This window comes from Hafnia alvei, from assembly GCF_964063325.1.
Lineage (GTDB): Bacteria > Pseudomonadota > Gammaproteobacteria > Enterobacterales > Enterobacteriaceae > Hafnia > Hafnia alvei_B.
In genome coordinates, this window is record NZ_OZ061315.1 from 1,184,434 (window position 1) to 1,206,206 (window position 21,773).

At 42.1% G+C, this 21,773-nt stretch carries 22 protein-coding genes and 2 pseudogenes; 10 read left to right on the forward strand and 14 right to left on the reverse strand.

All coding sequences use genetic code 11. The annotated features are described in order from the left end of the window. Positions 1-54: 54 nt before the first annotated feature. The 6 genes from AB3Y96_RS05610 to AB3Y96_RS05635 all read right to left on the reverse strand — a co-directional run bounded on the left by AB3Y96_RS05610 (position 55) and on the right by AB3Y96_RS05635 (position 2,896). On the reverse strand, positions 55-1,062 hold the full coding sequence (locus AB3Y96_RS05610) for a cell envelope biogenesis protein TolA (RefSeq protein ID WP_367298698.1): 1,008 nt from the start codon (positions 1,060-1,062) through the stop codon (positions 55-57). Positions 1,063-1,393: 331 nt separating this feature from the next. Next, positions 1,394-1,525 carry a hypothetical protein gene (locus AB3Y96_RS05615; RefSeq protein ID WP_257574499.1) on the reverse strand — a complete coding sequence of 44 codons (132 nt, stop codon included), beginning with the start codon at positions 1,523-1,525 and terminating at the stop codon, positions 1,394-1,396. A 32-nt stretch (positions 1,526-1,557) separates the two neighbouring features. Next, the gene (locus tag AB3Y96_RS05620) at positions 1,558-1,752 is read right to left on the reverse strand and encodes a hypothetical protein (protein ID WP_061553682.1); all 195 of its coding nucleotides are present in this window, start codon (positions 1,750-1,752) and stop codon (positions 1,558-1,560) included. 75 nt (positions 1,753-1,827) lie between these two features. After that, complete coding sequence (locus tag AB3Y96_RS05625; RefSeq protein ID WP_367298699.1) at positions 1,828-2,319, reverse strand: HNH endonuclease; 492 nt, start codon at positions 2,317-2,319, stop codon at positions 1,828-1,830. Between the two features lie 38 nt (positions 2,320-2,357). Beyond that, the gene (locus AB3Y96_RS05630) at positions 2,358-2,588 is read right to left on the reverse strand and encodes a hypothetical protein (RefSeq protein ID WP_367298700.1); all 231 of its coding nucleotides are present in this window, start codon (positions 2,586-2,588) and stop codon (positions 2,358-2,360) included. Between the two features lie 38 nt (positions 2,589-2,626). After that, complete coding sequence (locus AB3Y96_RS05635; RefSeq protein WP_367298701.1) at positions 2,627-2,896, reverse strand: antitermination protein N; 270 nt, start codon at positions 2,894-2,896, stop codon at positions 2,627-2,629. Between the two features lie 32 nt (positions 2,897-2,928). On the opposite strand from AB3Y96_RS05635, the gene AB3Y96_RS05640 reads away from it, so the two are divergent. From AB3Y96_RS05640 to AB3Y96_RS05670, 7 genes and pseudogenes are all read left to right on the forward strand, one after another. Further along, positions 2,929-4,380, forward strand: coding sequence for a tape measure protein (locus tag AB3Y96_RS05640; RefSeq protein WP_367298702.1), 1,452 nt, complete (start codon positions 2,929-2,931; stop codon positions 4,378-4,380). 1 nt (position 4,381) lies between these two features. After that, positions 4,382-5,092 carry a phage baseplate protein gene (locus AB3Y96_RS05645; RefSeq protein ID WP_149228641.1) on the forward strand — a complete coding sequence of 237 codons (711 nt, stop codon included), beginning with the start codon at positions 4,382-4,384 and terminating at the stop codon, positions 5,090-5,092. Then, positions 5,092-5,433, forward strand: a complete 342-nt coding sequence (locus tag AB3Y96_RS05650; RefSeq protein WP_004094718.1) for a phage baseplate plug protein — start codon at positions 5,092-5,094, stop codon at positions 5,431-5,433. The genes AB3Y96_RS05645 and AB3Y96_RS05650 overlap by 1 nt, the downstream gene beginning before the upstream one ends. Then, positions 5,408-6,343, forward strand: coding sequence for a phage protein (locus AB3Y96_RS05655; RefSeq protein ID WP_004094721.1), 936 nt, complete (start codon positions 5,408-5,410; stop codon positions 6,341-6,343). The genes AB3Y96_RS05650 and AB3Y96_RS05655 overlap by 26 nt, the downstream gene beginning before the upstream one ends. Continuing rightward, the gene (locus AB3Y96_RS05660; protein ID WP_367298703.1) at positions 6,343-7,023 is read left to right on the forward strand and encodes a Gp138 family membrane-puncturing spike protein; all 681 of its coding nucleotides are present in this window, start codon (positions 6,343-6,345) and stop codon (positions 7,021-7,023) included. The genes AB3Y96_RS05655 and AB3Y96_RS05660 overlap by 1 nt, the downstream gene beginning before the upstream one ends. Before the next feature lie 222 nt (positions 7,024-7,245). Then, positions 7,246-8,424: pseudogene (locus AB3Y96_RS05665) on the forward strand (IS3 family transposase). Between the two features lie 189 nt (positions 8,425-8,613). Further along, complete coding sequence (locus AB3Y96_RS05670; protein WP_367298704.1) at positions 8,614-9,777, forward strand: hypothetical protein; 1,164 nt, start codon at positions 8,614-8,616, stop codon at positions 9,775-9,777. Positions 9,778-9,809: 32 nt separating this feature from the next. On the opposite strand, the gene AB3Y96_RS05675 is transcribed toward AB3Y96_RS05670, so the two are convergent. The 3 genes from AB3Y96_RS05675 to AB3Y96_RS05685 form a co-directional block, all read right to left on the reverse strand. Beyond that, positions 9,810-10,796 carry an acyltransferase family protein gene (locus AB3Y96_RS05675; protein ID WP_096388194.1) on the reverse strand — a complete coding sequence of 329 codons (987 nt, stop codon included), beginning with the start codon at positions 10,794-10,796 and terminating at the stop codon, positions 9,810-9,812. A 153-nt stretch (positions 10,797-10,949) separates the two neighbouring features. Next, on the reverse strand, positions 10,950-11,951 hold the full coding sequence (locus tag AB3Y96_RS05680) for an acyltransferase (protein ID WP_096388193.1): 1,002 nt from the start codon (positions 11,949-11,951) through the stop codon (positions 10,950-10,952). A gap of 6 nt (positions 11,952-11,957) precedes the next feature. Continuing rightward, positions 11,958-13,079: an acyltransferase family protein gene (locus AB3Y96_RS05685; RefSeq protein WP_367298705.1), complete on the reverse strand. Its 1,122-nt coding sequence runs from the start codon at positions 13,077-13,079 to the stop codon at positions 11,958-11,960. A 152-nt stretch (positions 13,080-13,231) separates the two neighbouring features. Here AB3Y96_RS05685 and AB3Y96_RS05690 point away from each other — a divergent pair, with 152 nt between their 5' ends. The 3 genes and pseudogenes from AB3Y96_RS05690 to AB3Y96_RS05700 all read left to right on the forward strand — a co-directional run bounded on the left by AB3Y96_RS05690 (position 13,232) and on the right by AB3Y96_RS05700 (position 15,205). Next, a complete protein-coding gene (locus AB3Y96_RS05690) occupies positions 13,232-13,552 on the forward strand; it encodes a S24 family peptidase (RefSeq protein ID WP_367298706.1) in 321 nt (106 codons plus the stop codon). 354 nt (positions 13,553-13,906) lie between these two features. Next, positions 13,907-14,084: pseudogene (locus AB3Y96_RS05695) on the forward strand (integrase); the annotation flags it as partial. A 455-nt stretch (positions 14,085-14,539) separates the two neighbouring features. Further along, positions 14,540-15,205, forward strand: coding sequence for a hypothetical protein (locus AB3Y96_RS05700; RefSeq protein ID WP_367298707.1), 666 nt, complete (start codon positions 14,540-14,542; stop codon positions 15,203-15,205). Between the two features lie 38 nt (positions 15,206-15,243). On the opposite strand, the gene yiaA is transcribed toward AB3Y96_RS05700, so the two are convergent. The 5 genes from yiaA to AB3Y96_RS05725 form a co-directional block, all read right to left on the reverse strand. Then, positions 15,244-15,693: an inner membrane protein YiaA gene (yiaA, locus tag AB3Y96_RS05705; protein ID WP_072308939.1), complete on the reverse strand. Its 450-nt coding sequence runs from the start codon at positions 15,691-15,693 to the stop codon at positions 15,244-15,246. Positions 15,694-16,014: 321 nt separating this feature from the next. Beyond that, on the reverse strand, positions 16,015-17,736 hold the full coding sequence (locus AB3Y96_RS05710; protein WP_072308996.1) for a flotillin family protein: 1,722 nt from the start codon (positions 17,734-17,736) through the stop codon (positions 16,015-16,017). Positions 17,737-17,780: 44 nt separating this feature from the next. Beyond that, the gene (locus tag AB3Y96_RS05715; protein ID WP_367298708.1) at positions 17,781-18,419 is read right to left on the reverse strand and encodes an OB-fold-containig protein; all 639 of its coding nucleotides are present in this window, start codon (positions 18,417-18,419) and stop codon (positions 17,781-17,783) included. Between the two features lie 415 nt (positions 18,420-18,834). After that, positions 18,835-20,352 (reverse strand): sigma-54 interaction domain-containing protein, encoded by a 1,518-nt coding sequence (locus tag AB3Y96_RS05720; RefSeq protein WP_367298709.1) that lies wholly within the window; start codon positions 20,350-20,352, stop codon positions 18,835-18,837. Positions 20,353-20,487: 135 nt separating this feature from the next. Beyond that, positions 20,488-21,771, reverse strand: coding sequence for an amino acid permease (locus tag AB3Y96_RS05725; protein WP_072308942.1), 1,284 nt, complete (start codon positions 21,769-21,771; stop codon positions 20,488-20,490). Positions 21,772-21,773: the final 2 nt, after the last annotated feature.

Consider the following 21,773-nt stretch of genomic DNA (forward strand, 5'->3'; position numbering starts at 1 on the left):
GATGCGGACTGCCCAGCAAGTGCAAGTTGCATATGGGCTATTCCTTGAATTTGATTAGTAGTTGATGCTGATAGGTGGGCGCTGGCCGGATGCGGCTAACGCTTTTTGATTCTTAACGATGGCACAAATACATTCACGAGCTGCTGCTTCGCTTAAGCCTGTACTCATAAGAATCGCCATAGCTGCATTATTGATTTTCTTCTGGTGAGCGATATTAGCTGCGCGGCGAGCTTCTTCATCCTTGATGCGCTTTTCTTCGGCTAATCGAGCTTGTTCTCTGGCCTCTGCCGCTGCGCGTTCACGCTGAATGGCTTCTTCTTTTTCACGCTTAGCTTTTTCCTCGGCGGCGATGCGCTCACGCTCTGCTTTCTCTGCCAGCTCTTTGGCTTCACGTTCGGCGCGTTCCTTAGCTAATGTCGCTTCACGCTCTCTGGCGGCTGCCGCTTCTATTTCACGCTTTGCCGATTCGTCTGCTTCGCGCCGTGCTTTCTCTTCGGCCTCACGCTTAATGCGTTCTTCATGCTCGCGTTTGGCTTGCTCGGCTTTCTGTCGTGCTTCTTCGCGTTCGCGGTCAATCTTCTCGTTCATGAGTAAAGCCATTTCATGATCGGATTCAATCTTCGCCGCCAAAGCCGCGGCGCGTTCCGCTGTAATTTTGGCATCCAGCTCTAATGCCTCATCCCACATAGCGTTGAACTCTTTTTCTTTCTGCTCAGCCTCCCAATCAGTCACTGGCTTGCGAATTTCAACCGCCAGTTCGTCCAGTGAATCCCTAACTTTTTTACGGCTGGCATCGACCAGAGCAGGGCGCTTCTTCATCTCTGCAACTAACTTCTTACCAGCCTCATCAATAGCTGTCTTAGTGCTACGGACATTCGCCGCCATGCTGATGTATGAACGGCGTCCCTTAACTGTATTCAGGTCACCAACTACAGAAGATGCTTTTTCACGGATGTCTTTAATTAATCCTTCAATGAATTCGTCATTGATAAAAGCGGCTTCTAGTTCAGCCGGTACGCTCGGCAGAATGACTAATGCAATTTCGTTCTTTTCCTCGCTCACTGGCTATCTCCTTTGTTTGTTTAGATGGGGTATATCAACGCTTTCTGAACGGTCGCTATAAGCACAAAATCTGTGTGGAGATTAGTTGGTATGATTGCCGTCCATCCTAGAAGTGAACTTTGACTTGTCATATATCGCTATATGGCCTTTTTAGACCTGATACCCTGCGTCCGTATCAGGTCTTTTTTTTGCCTGAAATCCGGGTATAAAAAAGCCCCTAACGAGAGGGGCAAAACGTGTCATCTAACCAGAGAACAGTCATTCTCCAGTTATGAGCAGGATTGCTCACAGCAGATACTCAGTGAATACCTGCTAGGTGCATACTCGACTTCTATTCAATTTCTACGATGTAACCTTCTTTGCGTTTTTGCTCTGCAAACTGCCGAGCACCATTCCAGTCGTAGCAAGTGCGGCGTCCAACTTCAGCACCTTTATGTGACCAGATAACGTGGTAGCGCTTCATATCTATCTCCATTCTGGGTATAAAAAAGACCGCTAGGCGGCCTGTTCACTATTCTTTGCCAGTGCTTTTGATTTAGCTCTCCATCCTTTTAAGAAGAAGCGCCATGCCTGCTGGGTTTTGGCATCACGATAGACAACGCCAGCATTTGCAGAAAGAATGATTGGGTTGTCTTTTTTCAATCCGTTGAGCGGACATAAAAGCTCAAACTCTTTTCTTGCTTCTTCCATCTCACCCCCCTTGCTCACCCAATAAAAAAACCGCTCAAAGCGGCCTTGTTGATTTAAATATAAATTTTTTCGCTATTATTCTCGGGTAAACTCACCGTGAACTTTCTTGGTAAATTCAGTGTAAATTGAACTTGCTTCAGATGGATTGTTAAAGTAGCCGAGATGAATTCTTTTGCCATTCACCCTTGCGCTAGCCTGCCACTTTTTCTGGTATTTATTAAAGGTGACCCCCTTAAATCCAGATGTGTTATTTTTACCTATCTTTCTGTTTACCATGTTTTGTTGGTGGGTAACCTCTCGCAAATTGCAGAGTCGATTGTCGTATGGGTTGCCATTAATGTGATCGATATATAGCTTTGGCATTTCTCCTGTAGAAAGAAGCCATGCAATCCTATGAGCAAAATAGGGCTTGTCATTAATTGAAATAAGCCTGTAGCCAAGCTTATTTACATAACCAGCAACATCCCCCTTTTTCGCTTTAAACCCTCGGCTCAACTTCCAAGTTAAGGTTCCAGAGTTTGGGTCATATGCCAGCATTTCCTTAACATGCTCATAATCCAGTTCCATGCTTTCCTCACACTAAATGATGCCGCCTTAGCGACCTGTTAGTTAAATTTTTTAAGATGTTTGTCAATGATGGTTAACGCCTCGACGAAATATTCTTTTTGCTGCTCACAGTAGCCTTGAATATGATTATTTCTTTCATGGCAATCTCCCCCTTTATCCCACGCTGATATAGCAACACTGACCATCATCCGTTGTTTGCGAAGATTATTTTCTGCGTTGGCATTACTGTTAATTGATGTAAGCAACACATGGTTTGGTTTGCTCGACATGCTCCACCTCAAATTAAGGGAATGCTCTTCCCGCGAATCTACTTAATAATATGAACCGCTTCTTTGCGTGTATTACGATGGCCTGCTGCGTATAGCGCGACATCAGGAAGACAACGGTTATCAGCGCTGTCATATATCACTTCATCACGAGCGATCAGCGCTTTCTCTACTCGGTTAACTTTTCGATTAAGCGTGAGAAGAGGGCGACCTGAAGGCTTAGCGCATATCCCAACAACCAGTGGGTTGGAACGTTTATATTCTTCCTGCTTAGCCTTGCGGCGTTCACGACGACGAGCTTGAGAATCCATACAACCTCCTATCAATAAACTTTGGCGGTGTTGTGGCCGGTGCTCTTGCTGGGTTTAGCCTAAAATCCATCATTGACGTTGCTGATGAGATGCAATCACTAGAGTTTCGTCTCGGTCAGATGATCACTTCAACGAACGGTGGCGCAGAGGCCATCGAAAACCTGTCAAAGCATGCTAGTGATGCCCGTGTAAATATCGAGTCGTATGCAGAGGCTTACACGGGAATTGGTGCAGCGACACATGAGTTAATCAAGTCTGAACAAGATCTGCTTAATGTTACTGACTCAGTGGCAATGGGATTGCAGCTAGCTGGTGCAAACACTCAGCAAACAACCAGTGTCATGATGCAGTTAACTCAGGCTATTGCAGTGGGGAAACTGCAATGGGCTGATATGCGTATCATTATGCAAAACTCGGATGCATTCGCGTCACGATTGGCCAAGTCATTAGGCATGACGCTAAATGAAATGGTGAAAGCCACTCAAGGTAATGGCGGTGGCATCGGCGCAGATAAAATCGTTAACGCGCTAAGAAATATGTCTGGTGAGGTTAAAAAGGAATTCGCCTCAATGCCGATGACAGTCCATCAAGCTATGGAGATCATTGGTAATCGGTGGGATATGTTTATTCACCGGTTAAACCGCAGTACAACCGCGATTTCTTGGATAGCGAGTAATTTTCTATGGCTAGCTGACAAGGTTGAATACTCTCTGGATGTTGTTACTGAGGCGCTTGGTGGTGCTGAGAACGCTGTAAAGATACTTGGCGTAGCGTTAGGCGCGGCTGGATTGGTCGGTGCTGTTTACCTTCTCTCCGCTGCATTTACTGCGTTAACTAGCCCAGTTTTCTTAATTATTGCTGCGTTAGCCGCGCTCTTTCTGGTCGGTGAGGATGTTAATAAGTGGCTGAGTGGTAGCCCGTCTTTGCTAGGCGACATGATAGGCCCAGTAACAGAGTATACGGATGCGATTAACTCACTGAAGGTAGCCTTGACTGATATGAAAGACATGGCTGTCTGGGCTTTGAATATTCTTAATAGCTTGGCCGATTTCTTCAATTCCAGTCAGGACACTGTGAAGGAGTGGGGGGATAAACTCGGTACGACTAAGTTTGGTCCGTGGTTAAAAGAGAAAGCTGGCTGGCTGACTCAAGATTTAGGGCAGTGGGCGTCATGGGGGAATAATCAGACTAATGGTGCTTTTGATGTGCCTAGAATGTGGTCTGATATGATTTCTGGGATGGCTCAGTACAACAGTGATTCAGCTAGCGCAAACACCCTGCTGCCAAGTTATCAGTCTCTATCATCCCCTCAATCATCTTCGATGTCTGGCCCAAAGGTTGATGTACATATTGGCAATATTTCTGTTCCTGCTGGCACATCAGAGGAGCAAGCTCAATTCTTGCGTGATAGCGCTCAGAGCACTTTTAATGATGTTGGCTGGAACGCGCTAGGCAATACTCTTAACTTTAATACAGGGGGCTAGCATGGCGACAGATGTGCTTGGCTTTCTATGGAATACATCTGGCGACAGTACATTCCGACTTAATGACCCATCTATCGGCAATCTAGAATTCGACACGCTAGATCAGGAGACACACGAGTGGAATCGTGATGTCACCATGAACCCTGTAGAGAATGGTTCACCGATATCTGACCATATCATCAGGCAGCCAAGAAAGCTCACGGTTGCTGGCATGATTAGCAATGCGCCGGTAACCGGTGTTTTAACACAGTTATCAAATGCCTTAGCTAGCGGGTTTTCAGGTGAGGATCGGGTCAACACAGCAATCAAGCTACTTGATTCGCTTTACCAATCTAACGAATTAGTCACCATCTATACCAAAAATTACACCTACGAGAACATGCTTATTCAAGCAATAAATATACCTCGTAGATCTGGCGATGGGGATGCGGTTAACTTCACTATAGATGCCGTTCAATGCAATATCGTTAGCACTGCAACTACTGAACTTCCACCCGGTGTTGGCGTAAAAAAATCTGGCAATGGAACGTCTGGGACTTCGAAGGCTGGAACATCCAACTCATCAGATCCGGCAACAGCTAATCGAGCAACTCCCACAAAGGATAACGGCAAAAATACCGGTTCAATTCTCAAACAGGCATCTGATGGTTTATCTGGGGCTAGCGGAAAGTTGGGTGATTATCTAGGTAAAATTATAGGCGGTGTTACGTAATGACCCCATTAAATTTTCAAGCAGGGTTTACTGACCAGACGCTTCAGGCTGTGTTTGATGACACTCCTGTATCTCTAAGATTGCGATGGAATGAGAGGTTCGGATTCTGGTCCTTAGGTATTTATGATCGTGAATCTGTTCCCATCATAACTGGAGTAAAGCTTGTTCAGAATTACCCTTTACTAAAGAACTTCAGCCTAGATAACTTTACTGGCGATCTGTATTTCATTCGTACCTATGGCGAGAAAACCAGACCAGATATTGACTCCATTGGTGGAGATCACCTTTTGCTCTATGCCTCTAAGGAAGAGATAAATGAGTTTATTTCTACGAACGGGTGAGATAGTTGTTGGTCAGCCACAAGGCGATGCGGTAAGCATTAAAGACCTGAGATTCGAGTTCGACATCACAAAAACAGCCAGCAAAACAGCCAATCAAGCCTCTCTTAAAATCTACAATGCAGCCCCTAGCACGATCACCATGCTTGAGACGATTAATAATATCGTCATCATCAAAGCTGGCTACGTAAAAGATATTGGGGCAATCACCATATTCACGGGAACCAATTGCCGCAGCCTAACCTATCAGGACGGTCCAGACACCATTACAGAAATGGAGCTGCTAGATAGCGTTATTCCTCTTCGTGACGCGAAGATCAGTGTTTCATTCCCCCCAAACACCTCTGCGATGACGGTACTTGATGGCGTTGCCAAAAACTTTGGATTACCCATTAAGAAAAGCATTAGCAAGGTACAGGATAAGCAGTATGTAGGAGGGTTCGCCTATAACGGCAGGGTGCGTGATGCTATGGATAGGGTTTGTAACTATCTTGGGCTTGAGTGGAGCGCACAGGATGGGGAAATTCAGATCATCAAGAAGGGCGGAGTTTACGCAGATACGGCGGTTGTCCTGTCGAAAGACACTGGGATGATTGGATACCCACGCCGCGAAGCAAAGACGATGACTGAGAAGACTGCCGCCAAGCAGGGGATTAAGTACGGTCAAAAAGGGATAGTGCGTACCGTTGTTGATGTCGAAGACCCTACCGCGAAGCTGAAGGACAGGGTGACGCTTGAGGTGCAGGGCTACAGGGTGAAATCACTCCTTAATCCGGCGATTTATCCGGGCGCTTATGTGCAGGTGAAATCGCGCGGGATTGATGGTGAGTTCTTTCGTGTGGAAGAGGCGCGTTACAGCGGTGATACACATGGGCAGGAATGGAGCGTAGAGGCGCTATTGAGGTTCATTTAATGGCTGATAACAGTGATGTGGTTGAAGCTTTAAGACGGCTCGTAAGCACTGAAATGGACACAGTTAACACTGCATTACCGTGTACAGTCGTCAGTTATAACGCTGGAAGGGTAACCATAAAGCCAGATGGGGAGAAAATCTATTCAGATGGTGATGCGAATGCTTACCCAGTTTTAAGCGACCTTCGAATGATCTGGCCACAGTTCGCCGGTGGTCAAGCTGGCATTAAAGGGCCAGTTATGGCTGGTGACCAATGTTTCTTGATTGTTTGTCAGCAAGCAATAGATGGTAGTGATGATACTCGCCGTTTCGACATAATCGATTCTTACGTAATACCGGGAGCTGGCTATAGTGACGCCGTTCCGGGTAATGACGATATGCGCATGTATCATGGTGATGCATTTATAGCGATAGATGCCAATGGAAAAATAACGATAAATGCGCCGGGCGGAATAGAGGAAACCACTCCCCTACATACGGTTAAGGGAAAAATGACCGTTGAAAATATGTTCACCTATCAAGGTGGAATGACCGGTTCTGGCGGAGTTGGTTCGGTGGCGAGCATTACAGGGACAATGAATGTAACTGGTGATGTAGTGATTAATGGTATTAAAATAAGCTCTCACAAACATCAGGAAAACGGTGATGGCGGCGGCATTACTGATGGACCAATTAATTAAGGTGATACATGGAAAACCTATTAACGGTATTAGTCATTTGTATTGTGCTCTTTGTTGTATTTAGAAAATTCAACCTTTGGTACTGGAAGATTCAAGAGCATATTGATAATCAAAAGAGGATTATTGAGCTACTGGAAAAAATAGCAACCTGAAGTGGAATACTAAATCTGGCCACCTGAATAGAGGTGATATCATCGCCTCATAGTCAAAACAGGTGACATTATGACCGGACGTAACAGACGCAATTTTAGCCCCGAGTTTCGCCTCGAAGCTGCCCAGCTTGTACTCGATCAGCACTACAGCGTTGCCGCCGCTGCAACAGCAATGAATGTCGGTAAATCCACGATGGATAAATGGGTTCGCCAGCTTAAAGAAGAACGCGCAGGGAAATCCCCAAAGGCCTCTCCGATGACGCCTGAGCAACTTCGCATTCGTGAATTAGAAAAACGACTACAACGTGTTGAAATGGAAAACGATATATTAAAAAAGGCTACCGCGCTCTTGATGTCAGACTCCCTGAACAATTCTCGTTAGTTGAGAAACTCAGGACGCGGTTTCCTGTTGCCTTTATTTGCAATGTGTTCGGGATCCATCGCAGTAGCTATCGGTACTGGCTAAGCCGACCGCAGAAACCTGATGCAAAACACATCGTTATACTTAGCCTGGTTCGTGAAGTTCATCATGCCAGTAATGGCTCTGCGGGGGCCCGGAGCATTGCCGATATGGTCAGCGCAAAAGGTGTTCCGTTGAGTCGCTGGCGGGCCAGTAAGATAATGAAAGAGCTGAATATTATTAGTTGCCAGCAACCGGAGCATCGCTACAAAAAAGCCACAAAAGAGCATGTGGATATCCCTAATCATCTGGATCGCCAGTTTGCAGTAACGGAACCTAATCAGACCATGGTGCGGCGACGTGACCTACATCTGGACGGGCAAACGCTGGGCTTATCTGGCGGTTGTTCTGGATTTATTTTCTCGCAAGCCAATAGGCTGGGCGATGTCGTTTTCTCCGGACTCAGTTCTGACAGGAAAAGCATTAACGATGGCCTGGGAAACCAGGGGAAAACCGGCTGACGTTATGTATCATTCTGACCAGGGAAGTCACTATACCAGCAGGGAATTCAGACGGTTATTGTGGCGTTATCGTATAAAGCAAAGCATGAGTCGACGAGGGAACTGCTGGGACAACAGCCCAATGGAACGATTTTTCCGCAGCCTGAAATCAGAATGGGTCCCGAACTGTGGATACGCTAATTTTAGCGAAGCAAATAGATCAATAACGAATTACATCATTGGTTATTACAGCCAGCTCAGACCCCACCAATATAACGGTGGCTTAACACCCAATGAATCAGAGCGATTGTTCTGGAAAAACTCTAAAACTGTGGCCAGTTTTTGTTGACCACTTCAAACATATATCTACAACGGGGCGGGGATCGCTTTGCCTAACGGAACGTCTCTAATCGGCGAGGACTTATTCACCATAATTGATTCATCGGAAAACACTAATACAGGATATCTGATCACTCTGACAGGGTTCCGTTCACGAGTAGACACTATCGCGCTGAAAGGAAATAAAGATAACGAGAATATGAAGGGTATTTCAAGCTATTATAATTCAGATAATGGCGGTGTACTGAACTGTATCCTTGAGGACTTCCACTTCGGACTGGATATCGATAAATGCTGGTACTCGGTATATCGAAATATTAGGTTTAGACGAAGCTCATCTTCTGTTGTGCTTAAAGGGGCTCACATACGTCTTGGTTTCAATTACCCAACGGAAGAAGTGAATAATCTTGAATTTAGCAGTGTGTGGTGCGCTGAACCTCAAAAACATTCTCTGGCGATATATTGCAGACTTCAGGCTATTAAATTCACAGGGGGATCACTCGAAACGATAGGTGAGGCGAGAGTAAAATTCTATACCACAATAATCCCTTATGATGTTTTAATAGATAATTGCTATGTCGAAAACGATATTTCTACTGGTGGTGTATACCTTATCGAAGGGCAAAGCACCTCTCAAAGTGTCACAGTTAAAGACTGCATGTTACGGCTGGGTAGTACTCTAGGGAGCCTTGGTAAAAACATTACAGTCTACTTCGATGGTGGTTGGTCCAATTCTCCAAGCGTCACATTAAATGCCAATAATACTAAAGTTTGGTTCCATCGTTACCGTGAGATAGCAGGTGGCTTTGCTGACGGAGCTGATTATGGAAGGACGGGGTTGTGGGATGGGTCTGCCATGCATAGTGCTGCTATACATTTGGACCCAAGGCCACAGTCAATAATCGACTGGAACTCTATAATTCCCTCTTATGTAAATTATAAGTCACATATCTCCACCTCCCCAGTAGATGTTTTTAAGGTTTACGTTCCAGTTGGGCAAAATCCTCGGCAAATGATGCTTGAAATTTCTGCTTTAACTAAAAGTATTAGTGAGGCTTATATACAAGGCTTAGAAAAGTATATGATAGCTATAACTTTGCCTGAGTCATCTAAAGCTGGATCGGGAGTGTATGTTGTAAAATTGCACTCATCAGCAAAAGATAACTCATCTCTACTATCAGATCCATCATTTACAGTTACTTCAAATGGTTATGATGATACAACGGATGCTTATGAATATACGATTTCTCATAGTGTTTCCAACGCCACTAGGCTTGGAACTACTACATATGTCATGAATGGTGTATTCACATTAAATGGTTTATCTACAACAACTCCGAGATGGAGAATAAGAAGGCTATAAATAACTAGCGCCCTCAAACAGGGCGTAGTTAATCAGCAAACATAGCGAATAATAGGTATCCTCTTCAATATTGCTGCTACAATTAGCGATGACGTAAACATAAACACGCATACCAGTGGAAGGAAGTAAATCATAGGGTTTGTCCAACTTAGTTCCCATACATTTTGTTTCAGAGGTATCAATATGGCAGGATGTATGCAATAGATTGCAAATGTATATCCGCTAATCTTGTTTGAAAGGTTAACAATAAACTTGTTATTGATTTTCGTGCATAGTAGAAACAAAGAACAAGCTGCAATAAAAGTGTTTAAAGCAAAATTATCTAAAAACGCCTGCTCTGGTCTCCCGATATAATTTGAATATATGCTGGTAAATGCAGCTGTGGAAAATACTGATGAAAGAAAGGTCAAAAAAAGAATTGTGGATTTAGCTACTTTTTCTCTCGAGTCATAAATTAATTTTCCAACAAACATATACCAAGTCAAAGAAACCATGGAGTCAAGATTGAATTTAGACTGAATACTTATACCGGTTAATGACTTAAATACATTCAACTGAAATAAAGCTAATATGATCATGAAAACAAAGAATCTTTGTTTTTCATTCATTTTGTAATAGGAAAAAGATATAAATGGTGTCATGAAATACATCCCTATCAAGAAGTACAAGTACCAAAGGTGATACATTGCCTGTCCTGTGAAAATCTTGACAATAAAGCCTAGAGATGAAATGTCCTTGTTATAAAATATGTAATAAAATAAAGACCATGAAAAAAGTACACATACAGCTTTCGGTAGTTTTTTTCTATAGAATGTTAGTGGATCAATATTATCTTTGATTAACAAAATTCCTGATATCATAACAAATATTGGAACTGCGCATCTTGATAGTGAATTATAAAAATTGACCGTTTCCCAGACAGGTTGAAATTTATAATTCCAGTATGCAGTTACATGTGTCATTACCACCAAAAAACATGAAACTACGCGTGCGATGTCAATGCTGTTATCTCTTTCCATTACATCTACTCAGAGAATGATTAATATAAATTATTGTAACGTAGCAATTGCAAAATTGGTATCAATTAAAATAGCTTTTAAACGATTGTTATCACTAGTATGGCGCTATCGTGTGGCATGCCGCCGTCTAATAGACGGCATACCAGCGAGTGGTCATGACAGGATTCTTACTCTGTTATTATTTTTATTGATCATTCTCAACCTTGAATCGATAGTTTTTTCGATAGCTAAGTGTATGAATAAACCGAAAATTACTGACGCAACAGCAAATGCTATGGATGAATATTGAGAAATCACCCAGTTGTTTCCGTTAACCTTTACAAAATCATGATATATAAATGTAATGTAGATGTGCGACAAATATATACTATATGAGGCGTCACCAATTTTGTGGAATATATTATAAACGAAACCACTACCAGATTGAGTTATGGTAGCCAATAATACTATTATAAGGGCGGGGATGCCAAACTTAAAGAATCTATCGTAAGATGATAGTGTATCGAGGGCTATATAGCATATGAGAATGAATATAGCAAAGAAAACCATGAACCTTATACTTATTCTATCTTTCATCATAGGGTATATACACCCTAAAATACATCCTAGGGCAAAATTAATCATCAACGCATCACCTAGGATGTAACCAATATTTACCCAACCCATTCGAGCATGGCCGCTTATGCTGTAAACGCATATAAATATTACAATGCAAACGAATGCACATGTTATTATTTTATTTTTAGAAAATATAAGTGCAATTGTGAAAATGGAATAAAATATCATTTCATAAACAAGAGTCCATGCAGGGCCGTTTGCCATGTGATATTTTTCAAAGCCAAAACCGGGAAGGAGCAATATGTTACCGATAAAAAAATAGTTATCCTTAAGCGCTATGGTCGTTAGTATTAGTGGTAGAGATAAAATTATATACAATGGATAAATTCGTCTAACTCTTGAAAAAAAGAAATTTAATGGAGTCTTTTCTGGTCTTAGCGTGTGAATCATCAAAAAACCACTAAGCACGAAAAAGATATCAACACCAAATCCACCATTTAACTTAAAAATACCAGCATATGTGCCACTTAAGAAATGGTTAGTTACAACCATTAGTGCAGCGATACCTCTAATTATTTGAAGGTTTTTTAATTCCATAATAAATCAAATATCCTGATGGCTATTGAACGACGCAATTGTGCTTTGATATTTTATCTTCATTCTATTAATAGAACTATTGATCATGTATGTTGCCAATACCGGAATAAACAAACCAGCCATAAAATATAACGTGAAGAATTGCTTGTTGGCATAATGTTTTGTACCACTACTGTTTTTTATATCATACATTCCTAGATAATAAAAAACAAAATCTACCAATAAAAAAGCTAATAAATGATAACTCATTATTGACTTGCTGTAACCGTCTATTAACTTAACAAGTGACAGCTCTTTGTAGTATTCCGCCACGATATTTGATATAACAAAAATGGTAGTTATGCATAGCATTGATGTAATTAGATGCAAATAGAAACTCATTCCATATTTACTCCAAGCCATACCTATAGGTATTATTGGTGTTACATTATTTATTGATACAAGAATAATAAATGAAATTAGGATTATGTAAGGGGACTTCATTTTTAGATATGCATCCTTGAATAAATGCCCTAAAACATAGTACATACTGCCAACAGATACCTGAGACGCCAAATTAAATACTTGATTATCACTGTGGATGTATTCCAATGATAGGAATGTCATTCCGTAATACCCAGATAATAATGAAAAAATAAAAAGTATTGAATTGCTTTTAATCTTTAGTATAAATGTCATTAAAACTGAAACAAGTACGTATGCAAATAAAAACCAAGCAACAAGGAAAAAGCTATTATTATTGAAGTTTCTTTTAAAAATGGTTTTTATTGTTTCTCCTATTGTTGGTTCGTAAATAGTTCCAACATAAAATCCAAACTTGTTACTGAGATATATAGCTATAATTGAAATTATAATATATGTGTAAATTATATAAGGAATATGTTTCTTTAATATTTTTAATACTGACTTGAATGCAGCTCTATCCTTATAAAGAACTCCTCCGAGGAAAAAGAACAGTGGCATATGAAAAACATATGGCTTGAATAGATCAAATAAAGTTATCGACAAGTGCCCTATGACAACAAAAGAAATTCCTATTGCCTGCACATAACTTAGTGATAGAGATTGAGTGGGGGTAATCTTCATGTCATCAAAATAATTGTAGTGTTTAGAGGAGTATAACATCATCAGGTGGGGTTGTTGAATGAATAGAACGGCAGAATCAGATCACACGCAAGCACCGAAGATGATTTCTGAACTAATCTGACGTCTGCTCTCTTCACAACCGCCTACACCATAAATATACTGTATGCATAAACAGTGTGTTTTATAGGTGACATATGGGCTTTCCATCCCCCGCAGCAGACTACATCGACAAACCAATAAGCCTTGATAAGCTATGCATTAAAACACCACACGCCACATACTTCATGAAGTGTCCCGACTATTGCCCGAGCGCTGGCGTGTTGAAAGACGCGCTACTAGTGATCGATAGCTCTAAAAGGGCGGTCCACGGAAGCGTCGTTGTTGCAGCGCTCTGTGGTGAGTTCGTATTGCGTCGGTTGCTAACGATGCCTGTGCCTTGCTTAGCGAAGCTGGAAAATTATGATGATGTGACGTTTGCTGATGAAGAGACGGGATTTGAGATATTCGGGGGGTGACGCATGTAGTCAACGATATGACGATGAGCGAGTTCGATGACAACCCGTGTATTTGATGGGAGAGAGCACTATCGCAGATCACCCACTTGGTGGCCTGCGGTAATTCTCTGGGACAGATTTGGGACTGGTTACCAAAGGTTGCCTTCAGTCAGTTACCGTAACTTTCAGTGTATTGGGACGTGTGAGCGCCGTGTGGTGCGGTAAGTTACTGGTTTATAATGTGGATCTATGAACTTCTAAGCCGTAGGTCACAGGTTCGAATCCTGTAGGGCGTACCATTTTCAAGTCAACACACCTCAACTGAATTCGCTTTTTCTCCTTTATACTCTCTGAAATCACTGGATTTTTCTGTCTCAAGCACTCGCCATGTATACCGGTAGCCCCATCACGCGGTTGGCTACACTGCTTTTGATGCTAACAGGCGTTCGTTGCGTATGGTTGGATAGATTTCGATAAGTGTACTTGGTGGGTTATTGAGATGATGAAATTGCGTCGTTCTCACCTTGTGCCACTTTCCAGCCAAGCAATTGCCATATAGCTTGAGCTTATTTTCTTTTTAACGTGATGAAGGGATAAATGAATATGACAACGACATGCCAGAATGTGGTTCTGATAATGTCATTGAGCGCTATAAGGCATCATCATAAATACGTCTATTTTCATTTCAGCTTATTCCCGAGTTTGATTTCATTACGGCTCTATTTTTTAAGATAAATGAATTTTTAATTCAATCTAGTGCGTTAAGTTGCCAAGCTTATAGGGAAGTCTTGCGTTATTTATAATGGATGTTGTTTATATGGATTTTTTATCTGTGGGCTCCATTAAAAATAGTGGCGTCAATTTCATGAATTTTTTTTAAATTCTTTATTTTCAAGTGTTTGACGTGAAAAGATATCCGATATTCCTAATTTATTCTGCATGGGTTGCAAATATTAACTTTTATTAGTAACGTGGCTAGACCAATTCAATTCGTGAAAAATTTAAAGTATGTTTCGCTACAAAAAATTAATTATCAGAATGTTATGCCTTTTGCTAGTTTGTTCCTCGTTATCAGGCTGTATATCATTGGGTCTGATGCTCTCTACCGATCGGAATAATGATTTCCATAAATCAACTTGGAAATCCGATACCATCACCGCGCTCTCGTTAGGCAAAGATAGTAACGGAATAACCGGTTGGGTATTTGTCGGAAAACATTTTGACTACCTTCTTACAAAAGGCGGGGATAACGTTGTTGAACTGTTAATGGATCCCGCTATCTACCGGGAAAAAATAAAGGTTGCTAACAACGTACATTTTCTAATTAATCCAGATAAAAAAGAATTCGAGGGAGAAATTACACTAAGCTACACGTGGACTAATGAAAAAGATAAAACTGCGGCGATAGGCTATGGATTTATTTGTAAAGATAACGCCATCACATGTTCACTATCGATAAACAATTTAAGCGGAACCATCCATCAGAAAAATAGCGATCAGAATGCAGTAAAACTTCTCCCTTTTTACCACCCATTTGTTGTTGAATTCTATCAGTATAAAAGAGACCTCATTGGGCCAAGATCGGCTTGGGTTCTGTTGCCGGTCACGCTAGCATTAGACGTGGTGACGCTACCTTTACAGTTTCTTATCGTTTCCGTTGCTACCCACCATTGATATTTTGTGTGTGCAGGAATACCTGCACACTGGAAGAATTACTCTTCTTCGGCAAGCGGCGTTTCATTCACTTTATTCTGAATGACATCGCCGTACTCAGCCTGAGAATCCCGGACGTTTTTCTGTACTGAAATAGCACCAAATAAACTCAGGAAAAAGGCGATGGCATAGAAGCCTTTTTCGCTTGGCAACAACCCGGCATTCCACAAGCCAATCGCCAACAGAACAATAGAGATGGCAAAAGAGGCAACACAAGATATGTAATAGATGTGGCTGGTAGGAATGCCTTCAATACGGTCCCGCACCGTTTTTTGCAGTGATACTGATGCAAATAACCCGAGCAACATCACGGCAAAATAGTATCCCCTTTCGTTCAATGCCATATCAGAACGCCAGAGTCCTATCAGGTAGACCACAACGCCACCGCCCAGTGCCAGCCAAGACATAGCATTAAAAGCCTGAGAAGTATTTTTCAAAGCTGTTTTCATTAAAAACCTCGTTCCTTGTTGATTTTAGAGCACGGGAACTATCCGCTACTCAATTTTTGGTTGGTCCATATGGACTAACGCATCATTCCAAGATAGTGACTCCAAGAATAATTTTTGATTCGCAAACATGCGGCCGCTGATTGTACGTGAGGAGGTCACACGACGCGCCCATCGCTACAATGGCGGCCACTTACCCGTGCGTCAAATTAGCCTTAGTCTTAGTAGGCCATTTTTTGTGGCATGACGCTAGGCCGCGTCAGATGTTTATCGCAAAACTCTACTGAAAAACGTCTGACACGGCCTAGTTATGCTGAAAATATCTTAAGCAGGTAGCGGAGGATTTTCGTTGCTAACAACCGATATATTTTCTTGTACAGGATGCTCAGCCGCTGTTAGGTCTGCATGGCCAAGAGTGTTGGGTAATGCTGCTGTGAGTGCGGCTAGTGAACCACCTGAAAGGCCGACTTCTTTGAGCAGAGAATCTACAATAGGTGCATGCGTACGGTAGGATAATGCAGCCGTCATCGCTTGTTCTGCGAGATTACCGCCACCATTGTTGCTTGGTTCTGATGAGCTTCCGGCTGTGGCAGAACCATTACGGTTTAAACCGTCAACCTGAATTATTTTAATTCCGTCGATAGATTTCATTGGCTCAACGGATTTCTCAATGATGCTAGGCAGGGACTGCAATAGCGCCAATTTGAATTTTAAGCTGGTCTGATTATCCGACAGTATATTGACCGCATCGTTTAACGCCCTCTGGGCTTCAGCTTCAGCCAACCCTTTCTTCAATGTTGCTTCAGCAAGTTTAATGATGGCTGATGCTTGCAGTTCCGCTGCTTCTTTCTCGGCTTGTGCCTTTAGCGTTAACTGTACGGCTTCGGTTTCTGCAGATTGTTTAGCAACGATTAGTGCAACCTGTTTTGCACGATCCGCCTCTGCAGTTTCTCTGGTTGTCACCACATGCTCTTCGGCTCGGACTGCCTCGGCTAATGCATCGTTTGCCCTTGCTTGAGCTTGGGATTGCTGTTCAGATTTACTGGCAATAGCAATATCTTTGTCCTGTGCTGCGATTTCGGTAACTTGCTGTTGTTCAATTTCTTTTATTCTAATTTCACGTTCAGCCTCCACCTTACGAGTGCGAACAGCCTGCTCTCGCGCGATTTCTGCTTCCTGGATCTGACGTTCAGTACTAATACGACTCTGTTCAGCTTCTCGACGACGTTCAGCCTCAAATACAGCAATGTTGGCGCTTTGCTCAGCGCTACGGGTTTTCACCTGCTGCTCTTGGTCAAAGGTCATGAACGATTCTTGCTGCTCAATTTCTAGCTTACGTGACATGGCATCGCGGTTCTTTTCACGCACGGCCACTTCTATGTCTTGTTCGACTTCGTTACGTTCACGGCGGCGGCGTTCGGTTTCCTGAGTCAGCTTGGTTAGCCCCTCTGCATCAAACGCATTGTTAGGGTCGAAGAACTCTTTTGAGGTTTGGTTAAAGTTGGTTAATGAAACACTTTCCAGCTCTAGGCCGTTCTTGGTTAAATCCTCTGCGACCGTATTTTGTACGCCTTGAACGAAGTGTTCGCGGGTATCTTGCAGGTCATGCATGGTCATTTGTGATGCCGTTGCACGCAGTGCATCTACAAATTTATCTTCGATAAGGATCCGCAGATCCTCTGGTGACAGCGTTCTTTGTCCTAACGTCTGTGCAGCGGTTGCGATGCCTTCAATCGTTGGCTTAACACGAACAAAGAATGCGACGACCACATCGACTCGCATACGGTCTTTGGTGATCAAGCTGTCTTTCATGGAGCGGCTGACTTCCAGCTTGAGGGTATTCATATTGATATGGATAAGCTCATGAAATATAGGAAGTACAATAGCACCTCCGCTCATCACGACTTTCAGCCCCCCTAAACCGGTTCGAACAAAAGATTGCTCGGCAGAAGCACGCTCATAGAGTCGAGAAAAAATAATCCCGATCACCAACAATACGATTAATACGCCAAATGAAACAAATCCCCAATAAGGGATGCTATCCATTTCAAACATAAAATTTCCTTTTGATATCATTAAGTAATATAGAACTACAGTAAATTAGGCCAAGGGTTTTTACTTGCTAAAAATCGCGCTGCCGTTATTTGGGCAATAATTAGCACACGTTCTCCTCGGATAAAAATAACGTCTGAACTTTCTGGCTCAATCAATAAATAGTGAGATTGGCCGAAGGTATCAATAATTTTGCATTCGGCAGACATGCCGGGTTGCTCTGCTGATTGAGTAACGAGAGCCATTGAGCCAACAAAACTATCTTCTGATACGGCGAAGGATTCATCTTTCGGAAGGTAAGGGGCAAGCCATCGACCTATGAAATGTAAAGTCGGCAGCGATAGAGCAAATGAAATCAGGGCCATTGCCCCTGCAGATAACGGCGTTTGAAGCAGGCTAATCATTAGGTATTGCCCGCTGATGCCAATAATAGCAAAACTACCCAGTAGCAAAACGAGTGCAACCAGCAACGGAAGCCTGCCAATATGCAACCAGCTTAGCGCTTGTACTAGCAGATTATCTCCGCTAGCAAGATCAAGATGAGTTTCTAGAGAGGAATCTATATGGCTGAATGCACTTGCGCCTATTAATAACGATAATACCTCTAATACACCTAGTGAAATGATGAATGCGAGCGCGAAAAGAAAAGGAGCGTTATAGGCTGATAGTAGTACCACTAGGAGATCCTTTCTATGTATATCCGTAATAGCGACTATTCTAACGTTATTTTTTTATTTCGGATACGGAGGCACAGAGATATAGGAAAATACTGAGGTGAAATAATCTTTAATTATATTTAAAAGGAATTTATTGAGGCTTAAGTTTTTTTTGCCTTAGATGGGTTTTTATCTCGCCGAAAATAAATTTAACGATATAAATAATCGTAATTTAATGCTTTTTAGGCATAGAGCAGTTGGCTACTTCATGATAGTACGGTGAGACTGTGATCTTATCTGGCTATGAATGAATTTTTCGTGCTTCTGGGGTTATCTGTGTAATTCACTCTGTAAATGTGGGGGCCTCAATTTGAGATACAAATAATCTTATTCATATAAAACATAGTAATAATAAAAATATTTGAACCCCAAGAGGCTACTTTCTGTTACGTGATAGCAAATGCTCTAAATGATACTGCTTAATTTTATTGAGCACTGTGGTATGGGATAGCCCGATTTGGCCTGCGACTTTTCTGGCAGAACCTAATGAAACTAGATGTTTTCTAATAATCTCGTACTCTTGCTTTTCAATCATAGCCTTAATGCTATCATCGTGAGTGTGCATTTCTAGATTATTATTTCGTGGCAACGGAATATCGATATCAGCAATCTCTTGTTTATCTGCTAATAGCATAGTTCTGAGTAGGATATTCTTTAATTCACGAACATTCCCAGGCCATGAGTACGCGGTTAGCGTCGCGAGAGCGCTAGGTAGCAGAGTGAGCTTTTTATCCAATTCTAGGCTGTATTTTTGGAAAAAATAGCTGACTAGTGGAAGGATATCTTCTTTACGATCTCTAAGTGGAGGGATGACGATAGGCAGGATATTTACGCGATAATAGAGATCTTCACGAAACTGCTTCTGTTCAATCAGATGCTCTAGATTTTGGTTGGTGGCAACAATCACTCTCACATTAACATGCTGTGTTTTGAGTCCTCCTACGCGTTTAATCATTCCGTCTTGCAACACTCGCAGGAGCTTACTTTGAAGGGAAAGTGAAAGCTCACCAAATTCATCAAGAAAAACAGTGCCGTGATTGGCACTTTCAAACAGACCCATTTTCCCGCCTTTAAGTGCACCGCTAAAAGCGCCATATTCATAGCCAAACAGTTCACTTTCAACTAAAGATTCGGGGATCGCAGCGCAGTTTATGGCTTCAAATGCATTATTGCGTCGTTCACTGGAATCGTGAATAGATCGCGCAATCAGCTCCTTACCTGTCCCCGTTTCGCCGCGAATGAGGACGGTGTATTTGCTTTGCGCTATTTTGCGTGCTGCGGCTAAGCAGTCAGCCATAATGGGGCTTGCGTAAATGAGCTCATCGAAATCAGAAGATAGTTTTTTACTCTTGGGCTTGTGTGTCAGCGATGCATTCTTGGCTTTGCCAAGAATGATATTAGCACCAGTAATTTTGTTGTTATGCAAAATGGGGCGGATAGTGCAGCTAATAAATGCCCCTGTTATCTTGTTTCCAATTTCTTTAGTGCTGACTTTACCACAGCGAAAATCCTTAACTTCCTCCCAGTCAATAAGTGTAGATATATTCCTACCAATCACTTCGTGGCGTAAGAGGTTGAATGTTGCCTCTGCGCTAGGGCTAAAGTCATTAATGACGCCATAATTTGAAATAACGATATGGGCATAGTTGGACAGTGATAATACAGTGGATTCGTCTTTAGCCGGGTAAATACTCAAAATATCATTATTAACCAGAAGGTTGCCTAAAAGAAACTGAAGTTTTTTTTCCGAGGGAATGCTAAAACGAATAAAAATTTCACAAGATGATACGTGCAAAGTATCAATATAAATATCCATGTTGCTGAACTCACTAATTACATCAGCAATCATGGCAGTGCGATCGATAGTTTTTATATTCCATCCAACGGTAAGCATGATAACCACCAGAGTCAAATGTATGCCGACTATGGTAGCAATGTTTGTTCGTTGGGCAATTGCAGATTGTCCGGCGAGTGATTTGGTACCCGCCGGACATCACAATACTGAGAGATTTTTGGAATGGACTAACCGCTATTCAAAAAATTTAAGGAACGGTGATATGACCAGTAAAATGCCAAACGCCAACACACACCAGGTTTGCACTCCTTTGAATTTATGTAGTTTTTTGACTTTATAGACAAGATAGCATGGGATTAAGCATGATACGATGCCGTAAAGTGGGCTGCCGATATGGAAAAATATCACCACAGAGAACCCGAGAGAAACCCAAGCAAACAATAGAAGGACGATAAAGACGTAAACACCAAGCCCAAGCGCTTTATGGTTGATCCTATCTTCTGGAATGAAGCGCTGAATAATATTAACTAAAATGCCTTTAACCGCTTCTTGAAAACCTAGATAGATACCCAAAAAAGCCGTTAATACTGCAAAAATGTTGAGCAGCGTAGTCATAACGTGGACGAGTGTTCCAGGGATAACTTTTGCTGCCATGGCAAGAGCAGAAATATTTAGGTTAAAGGCTTCTACGGCTTGCTCGTGGCTCATTGAGAAGGTAAAGGAGAATGAAAAAAATATAATTATACTAATGAGGATAATATAGGAAATCCGATGCACACGGATTGCTTTATAGGTGGCTAGCTGCTTATCTTCCTCTCTTTTTCTATAGGCAATGTTCATAGGGTTTAAGATCTGTACGAAGACAGCAGAGAAGAAAGCAAAGGGCGCCGTTAATAACACATCACGACAGAAAACACCCATTTCAGGAAATGCCGTAATATTGTTTAAATCCCAGTGGGGGATCATGACTAAGCCGAGCAAAATAATAATGCCAACTTTGATGACAACCATTGGCCCTGATATTTTAAACAGCAGGCGTTCACCTCGGGAAGCAATGAACACTAACACCATAAAAACGATGAGTTTATAAACTGCGGAGTCAGACAGAATTTGGTCTGTTACCCCAAACGTTTTTAAATATGACGCACTATCGTAAATCACTGAAATAGAATAGATAAACATGCCGTGGACCAGCATGATGAAATAGATGATCCCTAGCGCGATCCCCCAGTTTTTACCAAGATACTGGGTAATAATGTTGGAGTAGTCTTCACAGATATCGCTCTCAGAGAGCGTTTTCATATAAAGATTCTGTAGCATGTAGGTCGCTGGATAGGCGATTAAAAAAGCGACAATAAATACCCAAATACCTTTCAGACCAATTTGTACAGGTACTAACACGGTTCCTGCCCCAATAGCCATGCCGATGCACAGCAATATCCAGCCAATATCATAAGCTGTAAGGGGGATGCTTTTGTATTGCCGCTTTGTTTCACTTAAGGAAGCAATGGTCGACATGA

What these genes read in the sequence shown, in the direction of transcription:
- AB3Y96_RS05615 (WP_257574499.1), bottom strand. Translation starts at nt 1,525, where the DNA reads ATGAAGCGCTACCACGTTATCTGGTCACATAAAGGTGCTGAAGTTGGA.
- AB3Y96_RS05620 (WP_061553682.1), bottom strand. Translation starts at nt 1,752, where the DNA reads ATGGAAGAAGCAAGAAAAGAGTTTGAGCTTTTATGTCCGCTCAACGGA.
- AB3Y96_RS05625 (WP_367298699.1), bottom strand. Translation starts at nt 2,319, where the DNA reads ATGGAACTGGATTATGAGCATGTTAAGGAAATGCTGGCATATGACCCA.
- AB3Y96_RS05630 (WP_367298700.1), bottom strand. Translation starts at nt 2,588, where the DNA reads ATGTCGAGCAAACCAAACCATGTGTTGCTTACATCAATTAACAGTAAT.
- AB3Y96_RS05635 (WP_367298701.1), bottom strand. Translation starts at nt 2,896, where the DNA reads ATGGATTCTCAAGCTCGTCGTCGTGAACGCCGCAAGGCTAAGCAGGAA.
- AB3Y96_RS05645 (WP_149228641.1), top strand. Translation starts at nt 4,382, where the DNA reads ATGGCGACAGATGTGCTTGGCTTTCTATGGAATACATCTGGCGACAGT.
- AB3Y96_RS05650 (WP_004094718.1), top strand. Translation starts at nt 5,092, where the DNA reads ATGACCCCATTAAATTTTCAAGCAGGGTTTACTGACCAGACGCTTCAG.
- AB3Y96_RS05655 (WP_004094721.1), top strand. Translation starts at nt 5,408, where the DNA reads ATGAGTTTATTTCTACGAACGGGTGAGATAGTTGTTGGTCAGCCACAA.
- AB3Y96_RS05660 (WP_367298703.1), top strand. Translation starts at nt 6,343, where the DNA reads ATGGCTGATAACAGTGATGTGGTTGAAGCTTTAAGACGGCTCGTAAGC.
- AB3Y96_RS05670 (WP_367298704.1), top strand. Translation starts at nt 8,614, where the DNA reads ATGAAGGGTATTTCAAGCTATTATAATTCAGATAATGGCGGTGTACTG.
- AB3Y96_RS05675 (WP_096388194.1), bottom strand. Translation starts at nt 10,796, where the DNA reads ATGGAAAGAGATAACAGCATTGACATCGCACGCGTAGTTTCATGTTTT.
- AB3Y96_RS05680 (WP_096388193.1), bottom strand. Translation starts at nt 11,951, where the DNA reads ATGGAATTAAAAAACCTTCAAATAATTAGAGGTATCGCTGCACTAATG.
- AB3Y96_RS05685 (WP_367298705.1), bottom strand. Translation starts at nt 13,079, where the DNA reads ATGATGTTATACTCCTCTAAACACTACAATTATTTTGATGACATGAAG.
- AB3Y96_RS05690 (WP_367298706.1), top strand. Translation starts at nt 13,232, where the DNA reads ATGGGCTTTCCATCCCCCGCAGCAGACTACATCGACAAACCAATAAGC.
- AB3Y96_RS05700 (WP_367298707.1), top strand. Translation starts at nt 14,540, where the DNA reads ATGTTTCGCTACAAAAAATTAATTATCAGAATGTTATGCCTTTTGCTA.
- yiaA (WP_072308939.1), bottom strand. Translation starts at nt 15,693, where the DNA reads ATGAAAACAGCTTTGAAAAATACTTCTCAGGCTTTTAATGCTATGTCT.
- AB3Y96_RS05710 (WP_072308996.1), bottom strand. Translation starts at nt 17,736, where the DNA reads ATGGATAGCATCCCTTATTGGGGATTTGTTTCATTTGGCGTATTAATC.
- AB3Y96_RS05720 (WP_367298709.1), bottom strand. Translation starts at nt 20,352, where the DNA reads ATGCTTACCGTTGGATGGAATATAAAAACTATCGATCGCACTGCCATG.
- AB3Y96_RS05725 (WP_072308942.1), bottom strand. Translation starts at nt 21,771, where the DNA reads ATGTCGACCATTGCTTCCTTAAGTGAAACAAAGCGGCAATACAAAAGC.